Source organism: Oceanobacillus zhaokaii (assembly GCF_003352005.1).
Lineage (GTDB): Bacteria > Bacillota > Bacilli > Bacillales > Amphibacillaceae > Oceanobacillus > Oceanobacillus zhaokaii.
The window spans coordinates 2,632,830-2,650,166 of the sequence record NZ_CP024848.1 but is presented as its reverse complement, the minus strand read 5'-3'; the positions used below and the strand labels follow the sequence as shown (position 1 = coordinate 2,650,166).

20 protein-coding genes are annotated in these 17,337 nt (G+C 36.4%); 9 read left to right on the top strand and 11 right to left on the bottom strand.

Annotation, left to right across the window (positions count from 1 at the left end; genetic code table 11):
- The first annotated feature begins 57 nt into the window (after positions 1-57).
- Both CUC15_RS13425 and CUC15_RS13420 read left to right on the top strand, forming a co-directional pair.
- Positions 58-1,035 carry a protein kinase family protein gene (locus CUC15_RS13425; RefSeq protein WP_114917145.1) on the top strand — a complete coding sequence of 326 codons (978 nt, stop codon included), beginning with the start codon at positions 58-60 and terminating at the stop codon, positions 1,033-1,035.
- A gap of 89 nt (positions 1,036-1,124) precedes the next feature.
- The gene (locus CUC15_RS13420; RefSeq protein WP_114917144.1) at positions 1,125-2,090 is read left to right on the top strand and encodes a 2-hydroxyacid dehydrogenase; all 966 of its coding nucleotides are present in this window, start codon (positions 1,125-1,127) and stop codon (positions 2,088-2,090) included.
- A gap of 71 nt (positions 2,091-2,161) precedes the next feature.
- Here the strand turns inward: CUC15_RS13420 and CUC15_RS13415 are convergent, their stop codons facing one another.
- Positions 2,162-2,386 carry a NifU family protein gene (locus tag CUC15_RS13415; RefSeq protein ID WP_087972712.1) on the bottom strand — a complete coding sequence of 75 codons (225 nt, stop codon included), beginning with the start codon at positions 2,384-2,386 and terminating at the stop codon, positions 2,162-2,164.
- Between the two features lie 710 nt (positions 2,387-3,096).
- On the opposite strand from CUC15_RS13415, the gene CUC15_RS13410 reads away from it, so the two are divergent.
- The gene (locus tag CUC15_RS13410) at positions 3,097-3,453 is read left to right on the top strand and encodes a HesB/IscA family protein (protein WP_114917143.1); all 357 of its coding nucleotides are present in this window, start codon (positions 3,097-3,099) and stop codon (positions 3,451-3,453) included.
- Between the two features lie 72 nt (positions 3,454-3,525).
- Here CUC15_RS13410 and CUC15_RS13405 read toward each other — a convergent pair whose 3' ends face one another.
- Positions 3,526-4,521 carry an NAD(P)/FAD-dependent oxidoreductase gene (locus CUC15_RS13405; RefSeq protein WP_114917142.1) on the bottom strand — a complete coding sequence of 332 codons (996 nt, stop codon included), beginning with the start codon at positions 4,519-4,521 and terminating at the stop codon, positions 3,526-3,528.
- A 315-nt stretch (positions 4,522-4,836) separates the two neighbouring features.
- Here CUC15_RS13405 and CUC15_RS13400 point away from each other — a divergent pair, with 315 nt between their 5' ends.
- From CUC15_RS13400 to CUC15_RS13390, 3 genes are all read left to right on the top strand, one after another.
- Complete coding sequence (locus tag CUC15_RS13400; RefSeq protein WP_114917141.1) at positions 4,837-6,054, top strand: NAD(P)/FAD-dependent oxidoreductase; 1,218 nt, start codon at positions 4,837-4,839, stop codon at positions 6,052-6,054.
- Between the two features lie 197 nt (positions 6,055-6,251).
- On the top strand, positions 6,252-6,563 hold the full coding sequence (locus tag CUC15_RS13395; protein ID WP_114917140.1) for a YuiB family protein: 312 nt from the start codon (positions 6,252-6,254) through the stop codon (positions 6,561-6,563).
- 59 nt (positions 6,564-6,622) lie between these two features.
- The gene (locus CUC15_RS13390) at positions 6,623-7,312 is read left to right on the top strand and encodes a 3D domain-containing protein (protein WP_114917139.1); all 690 of its coding nucleotides are present in this window, start codon (positions 6,623-6,625) and stop codon (positions 7,310-7,312) included.
- Between the two features lie 191 nt (positions 7,313-7,503).
- Here CUC15_RS13390 and CUC15_RS13385 read toward each other — a convergent pair whose 3' ends face one another.
- The 3 genes from CUC15_RS13385 to deoD all read right to left on the bottom strand — a co-directional run bounded on the left by CUC15_RS13385 (position 7,504) and on the right by deoD (position 9,906).
- Positions 7,504-7,977: a divergent PAP2 family protein gene (locus tag CUC15_RS13385; protein WP_114917138.1), complete on the bottom strand. Its 474-nt coding sequence runs from the start codon at positions 7,975-7,977 to the stop codon at positions 7,504-7,506.
- A 214-nt stretch (positions 7,978-8,191) separates the two neighbouring features.
- Complete coding sequence (locus CUC15_RS13380; protein WP_114917137.1) at positions 8,192-8,779, bottom strand: biotin transporter BioY; 588 nt, start codon at positions 8,777-8,779, stop codon at positions 8,192-8,194.
- Positions 8,780-9,198: 419 nt separating this feature from the next.
- Entirely contained in the window at positions 9,199-9,906 is a 708-nt protein-coding gene (gene deoD / locus CUC15_RS13375) for a purine-nucleoside phosphorylase (RefSeq protein WP_114917136.1), read from the bottom strand.
- Positions 9,907-10,097: 191 nt separating this feature from the next.
- On the opposite strand from deoD, the gene CUC15_RS13370 reads away from it, so the two are divergent.
- Positions 10,098-10,361 (top strand): phosphocarrier protein HPr, encoded by a 264-nt coding sequence (locus tag CUC15_RS13370; protein ID WP_114917135.1) that lies wholly within the window; start codon positions 10,098-10,100, stop codon positions 10,359-10,361.
- Between the two features lie 41 nt (positions 10,362-10,402).
- On the opposite strand, the gene kapB is transcribed toward CUC15_RS13370, so the two are convergent.
- Positions 10,403-10,795, bottom strand: coding sequence for a kinase-associated lipoprotein KapB (kapB, locus tag CUC15_RS13365; RefSeq protein WP_114917134.1), 393 nt, complete (start codon positions 10,793-10,795; stop codon positions 10,403-10,405).
- Positions 10,796-10,948: 153 nt separating this feature from the next.
- Between kapB and CUC15_RS13360 the strand changes: the two genes are divergently transcribed.
- The gene (locus tag CUC15_RS13360) at positions 10,949-11,140 is read left to right on the top strand and encodes a hypothetical protein (RefSeq protein WP_341457159.1); all 192 of its coding nucleotides are present in this window, start codon (positions 10,949-10,951) and stop codon (positions 11,138-11,140) included.
- Between the two features lie 186 nt (positions 11,141-11,326).
- Positions 11,327-11,821 (top strand): superoxide dismutase family protein, encoded by a 495-nt coding sequence (locus CUC15_RS13355; RefSeq protein WP_114917133.1) that lies wholly within the window; start codon positions 11,327-11,329, stop codon positions 11,819-11,821.
- A 135-nt stretch (positions 11,822-11,956) separates the two neighbouring features.
- On the opposite strand, the gene CUC15_RS13350 is transcribed toward CUC15_RS13355, so the two are convergent.
- The 5 genes from CUC15_RS13350 to CUC15_RS13330 form a co-directional block, all read right to left on the bottom strand.
- Entirely contained in the window at positions 11,957-13,129 is a 1,173-nt protein-coding gene (locus CUC15_RS13350; RefSeq protein ID WP_114917132.1) for a MalY/PatB family protein, read from the bottom strand.
- A 384-nt stretch (positions 13,130-13,513) separates the two neighbouring features.
- Positions 13,514-14,860 carry a glucose-6-phosphate isomerase gene (locus tag CUC15_RS13345; protein WP_114917131.1) on the bottom strand — a complete coding sequence of 449 codons (1,347 nt, stop codon included), beginning with the start codon at positions 14,858-14,860 and terminating at the stop codon, positions 13,514-13,516.
- Between the two features lie 269 nt (positions 14,861-15,129).
- The gene (gene yugI, locus CUC15_RS13340) at positions 15,130-15,510 is read right to left on the bottom strand and encodes a S1 domain-containing post-transcriptional regulator GSP13 (protein WP_114917130.1); all 381 of its coding nucleotides are present in this window, start codon (positions 15,508-15,510) and stop codon (positions 15,130-15,132) included.
- Positions 15,511-15,611: 101 nt separating this feature from the next.
- On the bottom strand, positions 15,612-16,610 hold the full coding sequence (locus CUC15_RS13335; RefSeq protein ID WP_114917129.1) for a potassium channel family protein: 999 nt from the start codon (positions 16,608-16,610) through the stop codon (positions 15,612-15,614).
- A gap of 147 nt (positions 16,611-16,757) precedes the next feature.
- A complete protein-coding gene (locus CUC15_RS13330; RefSeq protein ID WP_114917128.1) occupies positions 16,758-17,309 on the bottom strand; it encodes a thioredoxin family protein in 552 nt (183 codons plus the stop codon).
- Positions 17,310-17,337: the final 28 nt, after the last annotated feature.

Genomic DNA, 17,337 nt, shown 5'->3' with positions numbered 1-17,337 from the left:
GTTAAAATATATTGTTTCCAATCATACAGTAATAATATAAGAAGGGGAGGGATTTCGGTGCCTTTAAGAGAATTACTTTCTACTCATTATAATATCCAAGTAGAAGAGAAAATATGGTTAAACGGGAAAGAAGGATACAGACAAGGGAATCAATTTTATTTTATCACTACAAATGACAACAGGGAAGTAATTTTAATGGAGCAAGCTGCACTTGCCTATTACTTAATGGAAAATGACTATAAGCAAGTTACGATGCCAATTCCAAATTTAAATGGAGAGTGGTTTAGCTCCTTTGCTGATAAAAGCTATATGGTATTCCAAGTTCACCAGTTAAAACAGGAAAACAGGCAAACAGATGGTAAATCATTGGCGATGTTTCACCAATTAGGTTCTGCTTATCGCTATGAGCCTAAAAATATTTCAAGCTATGGCTCATGGAAAAAGCTGTGGATTGAGAAATTGACCGTATTTGAAGCGAAAATTGAACAAGAGGCAAAGCTTCATCCCACCGCTTATTATCGACTCTTAATGGATAGCTTACCATATTTAATTGGAATTAGCGAAAATGCGATTCAATATATGCAGGAGAGTGAAGGAGAGCAACGTTTTCACGAGGTGGACCAAAGCACCGTTACATTTAAAAGATATGCGAACCACCTGCAGGAGCCGGTTATATGGTCTGAGGATTTAGTTTATGACCATCCTGTTCGAGATATTGCGGAATATATTAGACGTCAATATTTTATGAATGAACCGAATGAGAAGGTGACAAATTTTCTTTTCGATTATCAGGAGGCACGGCCACTATCAGTATTTAGCTGGCGGCTCATTTATGGACGGCTGCTTTATCCAATTCCGATATTTGATTTGATTGCTCGGGGGTTTGTCAGTGAAGATTTTGAACAATTATACATCGATTTAGCAAATCTGTTAGAGCAGCAAACAATTTATGAAAAACGATTATGTGGATTTTATCAAAGTGTAGGAGTGGATACCGATACATGGAATATACCTGTGTTACAATGGTTGTTGTAAGGTATATATAGGTAGTTAAGGAAGTATTGAAACTTTCTTACTACATATGTGGTGACAACCAAGTTTTCTAACGGAGAGAGGGAAAAGGGATGGAGAAACAACGTATTTATATTACACGAAGTTTAGATGAGGCTGTAATTGCTCCATATGCTAATTTATTCGAAATCCGTATGTGGGAGAAAGAAGAAGAACCAGTTCCGAGAGAGATCTTATTAGAAGAAGTTAAAAATGCCGATGGGCTATTCTGTATGTTAAGTGACAAAATTGATGATGAGCTCTTGCAGCATTCCTCAAACTTAAAGGTAGTTTCTAATTTAGCAGTAGGATACGACAATATTGACTTAGATGCAGCAAAAAAACATGGGGTCATTGCAACAAATACACCCGATGTATTAACAGAAACAACTGCAGATTTAGGATTTGCTTTATTAATGGCTACTGCACGTCGAATCGTAGAAGCAAATCAATATATTAAAACAAACCAGTGGCAAAATTGGGCTCCATATTTGCTTGCAGGATCTGATATCCATCATAAAACGATTGGTATTGTAGGAATGGGCAGAATTGGAGAAGCGATTGCAAGACGGGCAAAAGGATTCGATATGAACATTCTTTACCACAATCGCTCACGCAAACCAGTTGCTGAAAAAGATTTACAAGCAACGTATGTAAGCTTCGAGCAATTGATTGGAGAAGCTGATTTCATCGTTTCTGTTGTTCCATTTACACCAGAAACAAGTAAAATCTTTAACGAAGCAGCATTTGAGAAGATGAAGCAGACTGCTATTTTCATCAATATCTCACGAGGGGCAACAGTAGATGAGGATGCACTTGTCGAAGCACTTAGAACGAATAAGATTAAAGCTGCTGGTCTTGATGTGTTCGAAGTCGAACCAATTACCAATGAGCATCCGCTTATGCAATTAGATAATGCAGTTTGTATTCCACATATTGGTTCTGCAAGTGAGGAAACACGAACAGAGATGATCCAACTTTGTATGGATAATATCGCAGGAGTACTTAATGGAACAGGTGCAAAAACGGCAATTCAGTAAAAACATCAAAAATTAGATATGAGCTTAATAAAAAAGGCAGACAATAGCTGTCTGCCTTTAAAATGAGTTATTTAAAATACTTGTTCGATTTCTTTAACACCAGGAACTTCTGCCATTAATGCACGTTCAATTCCTGCTTTTAATGTAATTGTAGAGCTAGGGCAGTTACCACAAGCACCCATTAGACGAAGAAGGACAATACCCTCATCATCAACATCAATCAATTCTACATCTCCACCATCACGCAGTAAGAATGGACGCAACTTATTTAATACTTCTTGAACTTGTTCTTGCATAATCCATCTTCCCCTTTCAATACCTATATAATAAAATGAAAATCTTTAAAAACTATCGAGTAAGTTATTTCTATTTTACCACATACAATCAAATTTGCCTAATTGATAACTATTCTCTATTATTGTATTCCTAACCTGTGGTTTTGTAAATAAAAAGAATTAAGCGATTGATGTGTGTAATATAAAGAAGGTTCAAGGAGTCGGCGGCATAATGCTTGGCTGCTTTATAAAATGGAACTGAGGTTACTCGTTCCAATATAGAATCTATTGCATTTTCAATTTATTATTGATATTTATAGTCGATATAAATTGCGAACTAATGAATGAATTTTAGATCTGGTAAGTTGTTGCTATTCTCAGGAGTCTTAATTGCTTCGCTAAAATAAATGAAATAGTTAGTGGTAAGTCTAGATTAAGTCCTATCCCCAGCGGAAGAAATACACGAAGACTCCTGCGGGAGGAAGGGCCTCGGAGAGACTTTGAAGTGCGCATCACAAGAAGGCTAGCCAGCCCCCCTAAGGTGCGCGAAGTGTATTTCTGGAGCGAGCAGCCTGAGAGAAATTTCTCAACTAAGTTAGTTTGCAGTTTATAATTGTAATAACTTTACTAAAAGCGCTAAATGCTTAAATCATTTAGTTGTATAACAGAATGATTATTTGTATAATTATTTATAGGATGCAATGTATGATAAGGAATCGGAGGGAAAAGTAATGGTAATTAATTTAACAGATAATGCATGTATGCAAATAAGAGAAATGATGAAAGAAGAGTCCGCAGATGCCGTTCTCCGTTTTGGGGTTAGAGGTGGCGGATGTAGTGGATTATCGTACTCGTTAGGGTTTGATTATGAAATTAACAATGAATTAGATACAGTCGAAGAAATAAATGGAATCCCAGTTGCAATTTTTAGTCAAGACATTCCTGTTATCGAAGGAACAACAATCGATTTTAAACAAAACATGATGGGCGGAGGATTCAGTATCGACAATCCAAATGCAGTCTTATCGTGTGGATGCGGTTCATCCTTTAGAACGAAAGAAAACGTTGGAACACCAGGAGATTGCTAGTACTTGATCGCAAAAAAGCAGCAATGGAATTATCTTCCTGTGCTGCTTTTTTATGAAAATTAATATTATATATCAAACGGGTAAATCCATATCGGAGGAATGCTTGGGTTGCAGTCTCGCTTTTGGATCAATGTATTGTTTTGCATGATTAACTGCAGTTGGTCCTTCACCGAAGCCAGTTGCGATTAGCTTTACTTTCCCTTCATATGTACAGATGTCACCTGCAGCGTAAATTCCAGGTATATTTGTTTCCATTTTCGAATTGACGACGATACTATTTTTCTCAATTTCTAATCCCCAATCTTTAATTGGACCAAGCGTAGAAATGAAACCATAGTTACAAAGAATGGAATCAACCTCAAGCTCTATTTTTCGTTCACCTTTAACCTCTTCTAAAATTAATCCCTCAATCTTATCTGTAGTCATAATTTCAGTTGGAACGAAAGGCGTGACAATATTTACTGAAGAATCTTGTAGTTTGGCAACGCTATGCTCATGCGCACGGAATTGATCACGCCGATGGATTAGAGTTACTTTAGCTGCAATTGGTTCAAGCATTAATGCCCAGTCGACAGCAGAATCACCCCCGCCTAAAAGTGCCACATGCTGATCTTTGAATTGATTCATATCTTTTACATAATAATGAAGATTATTTCCTTCAAACTGCTCACTATTGCCAATGTTTAAGCGCCGAGGTTGGAAAGCGCCATTTCCAGCAGTGATAATAATTGTTTTAGTATAATGTAATTCTCCGGTATTTGATGTTAGTTTAAAGGAATAATCTTCCATACGCTCAACTGCTTCAATTGCTTGATTAAGCACGATTGTAGGATCGAAAAGGTTTGCTTGTTTTTCCAGATTATCTACCAAATCCTGAGCACGAACCTTAGGAAAACCTGCTATATCATAAATATCTTTCTCTGGGTATAAGGCAGATAATTGGCCGCCAATCTGTGGTAAACTTTCAATTATTTTAACGCTTGCTTGACGCATTCCGCCGTAAAATGCTGTAAACAAACCAATAGGGCCCGCACCAATAATAGTAATGTCATAAACTTTTTCAGACATGGAAAAATACCTCATTTCTATCTATTAAAATTATTCGTATCTTTATACTACCATAAACTAATCAAAACAGTGTAGCAATGCAAACTAGGCTTAGAAAGTAGAACTACCTCGCGATATGACCACAAATAATTCCGTATTGGAAATTTATTCCAATTACAAATTAACGAATTAGGGTTGAAAAAAATAGCGAAAAACGCTACTATAGGCAATAGGCATATATTACATTTATGTAACAAAGAGATTATCTTTTGATTACTCTTATGATTTATCTATTAAAGTAAATCAACATTATTACGAATATTGGAAGTGAAAATTATGCATAAGCCACATGTAGTAATCATCGGTGCCGGCTATGGTGGAATCATGACTACTGTGAAATTGCAGAAACTATTTGGAAAAGGTCAAATTAGGATTACCTTGGTGAACAAGGAAGATTATCATTATCAAACAACATGGCTGCATGAAAATGCTGCTGGTACATTGCATCATGATCGGACAAGGATTCCAATTAAAGAAGTAGTAAACAAGGATAAGGTTGACTTTATTCTTGATACCGTAGTTTCGATTAATCCTGAAGAAAAAAAAGTGAAATTGGAAAACAGCGAACTGGAATACGACATGCTAGTCATTGGCTTAGGATTTGAAAAGACTACATTTGGTATACCGGGAATTGATGAGCATGCATTCTCAATAGAAAGCATTAATAGTGCTCGCTTAATTAGAGAGCATTTAGAATATAATTTTGCGAATTATCATTATGATAAAGAAAAGGATAATGCGCGCTTGAATATTGTAATTGGTGGCGGAGGATTCACTGGCATGGAATTTGCAGGTGAACTAATCAACCGTATACCAGAACTAAGTGCTGAATATGATATCGAGAAAGCACTTGTACGTATTATTATTTTGGAAGCCTCATCTACAGTCCTGCAAGGCTTTGATCCTCAACTAATTGAATATGCTATGACCTCTCTTGAATCTCGTGGTGTAGAATTTGTTACAAATGCAGCAATTAAAGAATGCACATCAGACTCGGTTATTTACGAAAAAGATGGCAAAAAATGTGAGATACCTACGAAGACGGTTATATGGTCTGCTGGGGTACAGGCAAATGGTATTGTCGAGCAATCTGGTTTTGAGACGAATCGTGGGAAAGTAGAAGTAAGAACCGATCTGCGTACACCAGAATTTGATGACGTATTTGTCGTCGGTGACTGTGCGATGGTTGTTGATAAAGAAACAAATCGAGCATTCCCACCTACTGCTCAAATTGCAATCCAGCAATCTTCGGTTATCGCGCAAAATATTAAGGCATTGATTGAAGGAAAGGCAACAGAGCCGTTTAAAGCTAAATCTTTAGGGACAGTAGCATCACTTGGACATGATGATGCGATAGGTGTTGTATTAAATAACCGTAAAGTATTCGGTTGGAAGGCCTCTGTAATGAAGAAAATCATCGACAATCGTTATCTTTTTAAATTAGGTGGTTTTGGATTAGTAATGAAGAAAGGAAAGTTTAATTTCTTTTACTAATGGTACAGCCATGTCCCACAGCACTAAAATGTTAGCGAGACTTCCTGTATCTCCAAGTCGTTAAACAGGAGCCCAGGTGCTTTTGTTCGCTATTCACATCTTTTAGCAAAGACAGTTATCTGCCTTTGCTTTTTCTTTGTTTTATTATAAGATTAGGGTTGTATGATTACATAGGGAATACGGGGGGAGTTTCCACATTGGTACAATTAGTTGTTTCAATATTATTATATTTTGTTATCTTTTTTGGTATTGCATTTATTTTAAATATGTTGATAAGAAAAACATGGGTCATGTCGTATTTATATCCCATTGTCATTATTCTCATAATCGATAATTTATCTACATGGGAATATTTTACAAATACAGTAAATGCCTTTACTGCTCTGGGGAATAAATTAATGAATTTAACGACTGTAGATATTGTTATTCTACTGTCTGGTTTTGCCGGAACAATAGTTTCTGGCATTGTTATAAAACTATTACGTAAGAGTGGTTATCGAATGTTTTAGTAGATTTATGAATAATTTCTCTGGGATTGGACATGATGACATCCAGAGAGGTGTTATTCATGGAACTGAAATTGCTTATAAAAAGAATCATTATGACGCTGTTATTTGCAGTTGCATTATTAGTAACAGCATCATCTATTTCAAATGTGACGTTTCAAGATATGAAAATATGGGCTGAGAACATTCAAAAAGACCATGTAAGCCATGTACAGCAAGCATCAGAGTATCGAGAGGTAGCTCTAAAGGACAAGCAATTAAACAGCTTAGAAGGAAAGAAAACATTAATTTCAAATGATGAAATAAAGGCACCAAGCTCATTGGAAGAAGTCATTGACTTTGAGCAGTATCCGACCGCTTCGGTCATTGCAACAGGATATACTGCAGGGATAGAATCAACTGGGAAATCAAGCGCCCATCCTGAATATGGTATTACATTTTCAGGCGTCAAGGTGAAGCGAGACTTGTATTCTACCATTGCTGCAGATTTAGATGTTTACCCTTTAGGGACGGTTCTCTATATTCCAGAATATGGCTATGGTGTAGTTGCAGATAAGGGAAGTGCAATTACTGGTAATAAAATTGATTTATACTTCCATACGGTCGATGATGTATTTGCAGAGTGGGGAAAGAGAGAGCTGGATGTGTATATTGTCGAAATTGGTGATGGTACATTAACTGAAGAAACTTTAATGAAGTTAAATGAAACAGAGGCATTACAAGTATTCCGTCAAAAGTATGTTGAAGGCTAAATAAATAGATGAAAAAAACAAGACCTCTAGTTGAAGGTCTTGTTTTTTTATCTAATTTTTATCTTTTCTTGTTACTAGTGCTGATTGGAATAACGATAACTATTATAAACCAATAACTGGATCTGCCTGTTCGCCTGGAAAGTGGCTGTCAGGAGAGAAAAATTCTCTTTGTACCTTTTCCGCAGTATTATTTAATAAAAGGAATATAAGAGAAAGGCGATGATAATTCCTGTTATGCCCCCCATGAATACTTCGCTTGGCTGATGTCCTAAAAGTTCTTTTAATTCCTTACGTTTTTCATATTCTGCTTTTTTATTCCAATCCTTTGCACCATCATAAAATAATTGAAAATCCTTCAATAGCCGATTTAAAACAACGGCTTGCTCACCAGCATGCCTTCGGACTCCTGAAGCATCGAACATCGTGATGACGCTAAACACAGCAGAAAGGGCGAATATTGTACTTGTTATACCGTCCACAATACCAATACCTGTTGTTAAGGCGGTAACTGCAGCTGAGTGACTGCTTGGCATTCCCCCAGTGCTAAATGCTAAGCCAGGTGTGAATTCTCTCGTTGCAATAAATCGAATCGGGATCTTAATTACCTGGGCGAATACAATGGCAGTCAATGCTGCCCAAAGCGGGAAATTCATAAATAATTCCATGTCTATGTTCTACGTCCTTTCTGCTCTATAAAGTAATCCTCTGCTTTGTATGTGTTTCTTTTGCTAAACGATGATGTTATTTTACCATATGAGAATGTGAAGGTAAATAAAGCAGGAAAGTCTGTGGAATTTTAGTTTGTTGAAGAATATTTTACAAATGGGGAAATTAGAAAACGAAGGCTCTTAAAAAAAGCCTTCGAACAAATTAGTTATATTAAGCACGTTGCCAAAGCAATGGCAATCGTTTCGTAATATTGACCATAAACATTGCAGCAATAACAGATAATACAGCATCTTTGACTAGAAATGGGATCATCCCAATCCAGGCGATGGAGTAAGAGATTGAAAGCTCAAGCCATGTGTTCATAGCGACATACATATACGTAACACCTAATCCATAATTAATAAGTAATCCAATAATAGCTGCAACTGTATAGATTAATATTGATGGAGCCTTATACCATTCAGCGATAAGACCGACGAAATAGGCAACGAATATAAAGGAAATAATAAATCCTCCTGTAGGACTAATTAAAGCGAAAGGTCCACCTTCAAGCCCTGCGAAAATTGGCACACCAGCCGTACCTAATAAGAGATAGGTAAGCATGGACAATGAACCAAGTCTTTTTCCTAACATGAATCCAGCTAAGATAGCGAAGAATGTTTGTAATGATAATGGTACGGTTGCTCCACCAATTGGAACGGATAATATTGGAAACCAAACGGTAATATTCGCGCCAATGGCCATCAAACAAACAAAAACTGCCCCATATGTTAAATCAATAGCACGTAAACGTCTCATGATTCTCCCCCTTTTTAAAAAATAATATATGGAGAACGCCAGTTTGTCAACCTGTCTATATATGTGGTTAACAACAGTGCGGCATATGATCGTCTCATGTCGTTGTTGCGAGTAAACTGAAAAAAATTGTATTATCTTCGCTTGAGTAACTATTGGTGATAATTCAATTATTGTTTTTGGTTCAGTTTCACAAAAAAATGTACTAATTCAATTGTGGATGGAAATCTAGCAAGGATTTTAAAAATGTTTAAACTTGTTAGGAACAGAATTTATCTTCTAAAGAGGTGGTAAAATACAGACATTAAAAAGACTCAGTGCTTATTACTGAGCCTTATTGCTTGTAATTTACATCGAATATAACTCCAAAACCAAAAGCTATTGAACCTCTGGCTTAGGCGACTACAAATAGCTGGTCATCTTTATTTGATGATTGCGGCAAGTGCAATCTCAATCATTTCATTAAATGTTGTTTGGCGTTCCTCAGCTGTTGTTTCTTCGCCAGTAATAATATGGTCGGAAACAGTTAGGACAGATAATGCTTGACGTCCGTATTTCGCAGCAAGTGTATATAATATAGAAGACTCCATTTCGATGCCGAGCACCTGATAGCTTGCAAGCATTTCATTGATTGTTTTCGCATTCTCTCGGTAGAAGGAATCACTAGTAAAGATATTCCCTACTCGGAGGTTTAATCCTTTTTTTATACCTTCGTCAAATGCATTCTTTAATAATTCAAAATCAGCGAGTGGCGCAAAATCAATTCCGCCGAATACCATACGATTAACCTGTGAATCAGTTGTTGCACCTTGGGCTAATATAACATCTCTTACTTTAACATCTTTTTGCAAGGCACCACATGTACCGACTCGAATTAATTTTTTCACGTCATATTCGCGGATTAGCTCATTTGCGTATATGGAAATGGAGGGAACACCCATCCCGGTACCTTGGACAGATACTCGTTCACCATTGTAAGTTCCAGTGAAGCCATACATACCCCTTACTTCATTATATTGAATGACGTCTTCTAAAAATGTTTCAGCAATATATTTTGCACGAAGAGGATCCCCAGGTAATAGAATCTTATCAGCAATTTCTCCTTGTTTCGCTCCAATATGTACACTCATTGTTACATTATCCTCCTTCTTAATTTAAAAGTAATTGTTTGTAGAATAAAGTTATCATAGGATTACATGAAAAACAAATATCAACAATAATATTGTTTAGACTATCAAAAGTTGGTTTTATTGTGTATAATACTAATAGTGGTAAAGCAAAATATATAATAAGGAAAAAGTTTTTGGAAGGATGAATCTTAATGAAAGCACAAACATTTACAATAACAGCAGAGTCAGGTGTACATGCAAGACCAGCAACATTATTAGTTAATAAAGCAGGTCAATTTGAATCAGAAGTTAATGTAGCATATAAAGATAAAACTGTTAATTTAAAATCTATCATGGGTGTTATGTCACTTGGAATTCCAAAAGGCGCAGAAATTGAAATTTCTGCAACTGGTTCTGACGAAGAAGAAGCAATCAATGGTATTGCTGAAGTAATCAAAGAACATTTAGGTGAATAATCGTTCAAAAGCTAGAGGGACAAACCCTCTAGCTTTTCTTTTTAATCATAAATTTTTTCATAGTAGTTTACTTCTAGACCATGTAATCTCTCTAATGCAAGTGTATTATAGGCAGAATCTTCTTTAGTAAGTTTTTCTTTATACAGAATTACTGCATTCTTCAATGATTTACCGTAACTCGGAATTTCCTCGTTATAAGGGTGTACAGCAGGTTTCTTTACATTCATCTTCTCATGGTGGGCTAATGCCTTCCGTTCATGGAAAAATACATTCTCAACTTCTCCAGGATTATGAAGATCTCCCTGTAATGGGTGTTTATGAACAGCAAGAACCTCTATTAAATAATTTGCTCCGCGATCTTCCTTTACCTCGCCAATATAAGTTCCAGAATGATAATGTGCTTTTACAATATCACCGACGCTAACAATTGCCATAATAAGCCCTCCTATCTACCATTTCATTGTGCCAAAAATATGATAAATTTGCGAATAATTAATCCGCATTTGTTGGTATAACCTGATAATTTGATATAATTACAATGTAAGCATTTTATATTTTTAAGGAAATTTAAAAAGGACGTGAAGATAATGCCATTTCTTTATTTTCCAGAGGATAAAACAGCATATTTACCTGCAGCAATAACATTAATCATTTTTATGGCCATGGCTGCAGTCACAATGTATTTATTTTATAAGAAATCAAAGAAAGATGAACAAGCATTTAATGAAAAGTATGAGAACAGTATTCATGATGCGAGTGAATCTGTCGAATCAAAGTAAGCGGATTATGATCGTTAGAAGTGACAAATATGGAGAATAGAAGCATTTAGGTATAGCTGACACGCATCTGTTAATACTAAGTGAAAACGCGATGAAGGAGTATGCCAGATGCGTTTCATATGCTTTTGTTGTTTTATCTTTTTAGTAGCTTGCCAAGCGAACAGTCCATCTATAAAAGAGGTAGAAATGTTTAATGCGTCAGCTGATATGGTAGGGACTGCGACATTAAATGAACAGCCTGATGGAATAAAGATCAAATTAAAATTGGAGGGTCTTGAACCGGGATTTCATGGGATTCATGTCCACGAGTTTCCAAAATGTGATGGACCTGATTTTAGTAGTGCTGGGAATCATCTTAACCCAGAAGGGAAGGAGCACGGATTAATGCATCCCGATGGTCCCCACTTAGGTGATTTGCCTAATGTAGAAGCAGACGGAGCTGGGGCTGTTGATATCGAATTGATGCTTGCGGGAGCAACAATGAAGGAAGGGAATAAATCGATTCTTAGCGGTGAAGGAACCTCGCTTATCGTGACTGAGGGACAAGATGATGGAGTGAGCCAACCTAGCGGAGATTCCGGTACACGCATCATTTGTGGGGAAATTACCGCAGGATCGAAGACGGATACAGAGGGATCGCCCTCCGACCCAACGGAGAACAATGAAAAACAAGCAGAATAAAAAACAGCCATGTATAGCTTTACATGGCTGTTTTTGATAGTTAAGAAAGCATAAGGATTTTTCTTATAAGTACAACTAAGGCTGTCACCGTAAGACTTGGTCAAACCTTAGTTTTCTAACAATGATTCTTCGGAATTATCGCTTCTGAACTGCTTCAATAATTTGATTCACACCATCTACTAGGGTTGCTTTCGGGCAGGCAATATTCATACGCATAAACTGATCTGCTTCATCACCATAATCAACCCCAGCATTGAGTCCTACTTTTGCCTTTTCAATGAAAAATTGTTTCAATTCTTTGCTGCTCATGCCAAGAGCACTACAATCAATCCATAATAGATAGGTTCCTTCACCTTGGGTAACTTTAATCTCCGGTGTATGCTGACGGAACATTTCTGTTACATATTGTTGATGATTGTTTAGAACGCTCACTAATTCATCAAGCCAAGCTTTTCCATGATTATAGGCTGCTTCTATGGCAGTGTTAGCCATTGTATTGAGTGAATTGGAATATCCTTGCTTCGAAAATTGCGCTTTTAATTTATTCCGCATTTGTTCATTAGTAACAATTGTGTAAGATGCCTCTAATCCAGCTAGATTAAATGTTTTCGAAGGTGCCATACATGTAATTGTTCTGTCTGCAATTTCCTCAGATAGTGAAGCGATTGGAATATGATGTTTACTTAGAAATACAAGATCTGCATGGATCTCATCAGAAATAATGAGAACATCATATTTCAAGCATAATCTGGCCATTTCCTTTAGCTCATTTTCCGTCCATACACGACCGACTGGATTATGTGGCGAGCAAAGAATAAATGCCTTTACACCAGATTTTAATTTCTCTTCGAAGTCGACAAAATCAATCGTATAATAATTATCCTGATAAAGAAGTGGGCTTTTGATAATTTCCCTGTCATGTGCCTTAATTACATTATAGAAAGGGGGGTAAACAGGAGTTTGGATTAACACCATGTCATTGGGCTCGGTGAATGCTTGGATCGCCATATGTAAGCTTGTAACAACTCCAGGACTAAATGAGAGCCATTCTGAATTAATTTCCCATCCATGTTGGTTTTTCTGCCAATTTACTATCGAATCTGTAACATCATTGTCGATGATTGTATATCCATATATGCCGTGCTCGGCTCGTTTTACAAGCGCATTATTTACTGCATCAGGAGCTTTGAAGTCCATATCAGCTACCCACATTGGGATAACATCCTCCGATTGAAAAATAGGCTGCAGCATGTCCCATTTCACCGATCTTGTTTTTCTTCTATCATGTACTTCATCAAAAATACTCATCAAAATCCTCCTAAGGGTTACTATGTAGAAAGAAGCCAAGAACCTTGCTTCAAGGGTAATCGTCTAGCATGTATACTTGACTAATTTTACGTTCCTTCATTCTATTATAGCAAATGCCGGCTAATATAAAGTAAAAAAAAGCAAAGCGAGAATCGCTTTGCTTACAGGGGGAATACGAGAAAGTCTTACATTGATAGTTATTCCCACTTCAATGGAATTTAAACATATAAAATAATATTTTTTTAAAGAAGTTTGTCAAGGGACGGTTATATGGGTAACCCTTCCTAGAAAATAGATTTGTTATGGATCAGGGTGTTTTGTGATAGGTTATCTCAAAAAAGAAAAGCTCCTTGTAATTAAAACAAGGGGCTTCGTTTGAAAAAATTATAAACGTTTTTCTAGTTCTTCTTTTTCATTTTCAAATCCTGGTTTACCAAGCAGTGCAAACATATTTTTCTTGTATGCTTCAACACCTGGCTGGTCAAATGGATTCACACCAAGTAAGTAGCCGCTGATTGCACATGCTTTTTCGAAGAAGTAAACGAGGTAGCCGAATGTATAGGCATCAAGTGCAGGAACTTCTACGATAAGGTTTGGAACGTCTCCATCTGTATGTGCCAGCATTGTTCCTTGGAATGCTTTATCATTAATTTCATGGATCGTTTTACCAGCTAAGTAATTAAGACCATCTGAATTATTTTCTTCTGCTTCTAATGTTAATTCCTTTTTAGAGCTGTTTACATGCAGAACAGTTTCGAAGATATTTCTGCGACCTTCTTGAATATATTGACCTAATGAATGTAAGTCTGTTGTAAAGTTAGCGGAAGAAGGGTAGATACCTTTTTGATCTTTTCCTTCACTTTCGCCAAACAATTGTTTCCACCATTCAGAGAAATATTGAAGGCTTGGCTCGTAATTAATTAATAGCTCTGTAACTTTTCCTTTGCTGTATAAAACATTGCGAACTGCTGCATATTGGTATGCAGGGTTTTTTTCTAAGCTAGGCTCTGCAAAATCATTCATCGCGTCTCTTGCACCTTGCATGATATCGTCAATTGCAATGCCACTTACTGCGATAGGTAATAACCCAACAGCTGTTAATACTGAATAACGACCACCAACATCATCCGGAATAACAAATGTTTCATAACCAGCTTTATCTGCAGAAGTTTTAAGCGCACCTTTTGCTTTATCTGTTGTTGCGTATATGCGATTTTTCGCTTCTTCCACACCATATTTTTCTTCTAAATATTTCTTAAAAATACGGAATGCAACTGCTGGTTCTGTTGTTGTTCCACTCTTCGAAATAACGTTAATAGAGAAGTCTTTGTCCTTCAACACATCAAATAATTCACTAATATAAGTAGAACTTAAATGATGACCAACAAAGATAATTTGCGGTGCTTTTCTTTCTTCTTTAGAAAGTAAGTTTTGGAATGAATGGTTTAGCATTTCAAGCGCTGCACGAGCACCTAGATACGAACCGCCAATACCGATTACAAGTAAAATGTCGGAATCATTTTGGATTTTTTCTGCGCTTGCTTTAATACGAGCGTATTCTTCTTTATCATAGTTTTCAGGAAGGTCAATCCAACCTAGGAAGTCACTGCCAGCCCCAGTTTTATTATGTAATTGGTTATGTGCTGTTTGAACATAATCACTTAAATTCGCGATTTCTTGTTCATTAAAAAATTTCAATGCCTTATCATACTTAAATGAAACGTGTGTCATGAATATTCCTCCTATAGTGCATTATGAATTTATAATCTAACTTTAACGAATTGCTGCCATTAAATCAAGAACAAGAATTATGAAATGACAAAGTTCAGGGAAAAGAGGGAAAATTGGATAAAAAAAGAAAAAGCATCATCAAGATGTAAAGCGATGCTTTCACTTGATGATGCTCTATTTGGTAGCTAAGAAAGTATAAAATATTTCTTACTACATAAGTGCGGGCTTTGGCTGTCACCGAAAGGCCTGGTGACAACTAAGTTTTCTAATTATTTTTTGAATGAGCTTGATTGCTCGATCCATTCTTCAAGCTTGTCCTTCAACGTATTGAAACCAGCATTGTCGTTATCTTGTTGTACTTGTTTAACAGGTTGAGCTTTCTTTGTTTGAGCAGGTTTTGCAGGTGCTTCTTCTGTAGCACGGATAGATAAGGAAACTTTATTTTTTTCTTCATCTACGTTTAAAACCTTCACTTTTACTTCATCGCCAACTGTTAGATGGTCGTTAATATCTTTAACAAAACCATGAGTTACTTCTGAAATATGAACCAAACCTTGTGTTTCTTCATCTAAAGCAACAAATGCGCCATATGGTTGTATGCCAGTTACTTTTCCATCAATAATTTGACCAGCTTCAAATTTGTTAGTCATGCTGAACAACTCCTATATATAATCGATTCTTTTTACACAATATATTATTTTATCACAAAGGATTGATTCTAGCAAAACAATTTTAGGGAAATGGTAATGAACTACAAACGTACGAGCGTTACAAGTATATCTCCATGCTCTAATAGTAAATCAGGAGGCGGATGAATATTGTATTTTTTCTCACGAATAATTCCAATTAACAAGTGATCTCCTTTTATTAGGTGATGGGAAACCTCTGCAAATTGCTTATCCACGAACTCCGGTGCAACGGGGAAATGTGAAAATTGTTGCTTGCTAAGAATATGTAAAATATCTTCAAAAGGTGTAACCGCTAATGAATGTGTAAGTTCATGATAAAATAATGCACTCATGAAATCATTTGAACGGATAATCGTCGTTGCACCTGCACGTAACGCGTTCTCTATTTGGGATTTCGATAAGATTTCTGCAATGATTGGTATGTTTTCATTATTTCCTCGAATCGCAACGGTTGCAAGGATTGTATATGTATCCGCCTGTCTCTCGTTTTTAATGAGATCGGCGGTGAGGAGGACTCGTTCTGCCTGTCGAATATTCGCTTTAGTGAGTATTGCATCCTCTGTAGCATCTCCATTGATAAAATGAATTGGATACTCGCTGAATGAGATATGACGTAATGTCCTGTCAATAAGCACGATTTTTTCATTTGGATTTTTTTCTAAAACTATTTTGATTAATTGTCTTGTCCTTTCATTCCAACCGACAAGGATGAGATGTCCTGTGCCTTTGAAGGCTAACCTACCATGCTCGATATCTTGTTCTCGTTTTATTGTCCCACTCGCAATGGAGGAAACATAAAATCCGATTAACCCACCACCTGTCAGGATTAACAGAATGCCGATTAACTTGCCACTTGTCGTTAGAGGTACATAGTCACCGAAACCAACTGTAGCTGCTGTAACAAAAGCCCACCATATCCCTTCGAAAATGGTAGGAAATTGCGTCGGTTCAATGAAGTGAATTACAGTGCCAAAGAAGCACATAAGAAAAACAATGGTTATTAATAGTTTTATGATGATAGGAATCCGGAAGTATATTAGTTTAAACTGTTTTATTATCATAGGTTCACCTCATTCCCGATTGATACAATTTACTTAGTAGTATCGACAGAATAAGGGATTGATTATACTTTGTAATTGCATTGAAAATGCAGAAGAAGTAAAGCGACAAACAGATTAAATGACTTCCAAACTGTTTGTCGCTGCTGATTAGTCTTGTAGTACTGCTTTTATGCTGTCATAAACATCATCCCAAAAAGTTGTATTATTACGGTAAGATTTTTTGAACGCTGCATACATTTCTTTTGCCTTCTCTTCATATTCTGGTGTTTCTTTACTTGGCAGTTTACTTTGGGATTCATCAACATATGCCTGAATCTTCTCTGCACGTGGTCCCCATTTCGCGACTTCTTTGCCATTTTCATCGATAAAGATAAAAATAGGAATTGAGCGCGCTCTGCCATTGGTTAAGTATTGATCCATTAACTCAAGATTTTGATCGCGATGGAGCATTCTGACTTCTATATCCGATGCTTCAGCGATTTTTAGTAAAATAGGTGTATTTAACATTGCGTCCCCACACCAATCTTCTGTGAGAACAATTGCACGGAGGTTTCTTTCTTTCGTGTTTTTGAAGAAATCCTCATCATTTGGTAATGTAAAATTATCGTAAACATGTTTTAAATCTGCTTGGTTTACTTCCATTGAGCCAATATAATCACTTGGAGTTATTCCTTTTTCAAACCATTCGTTTAATTTCATTGATTCATTCTCCTTTATTATACAAGAT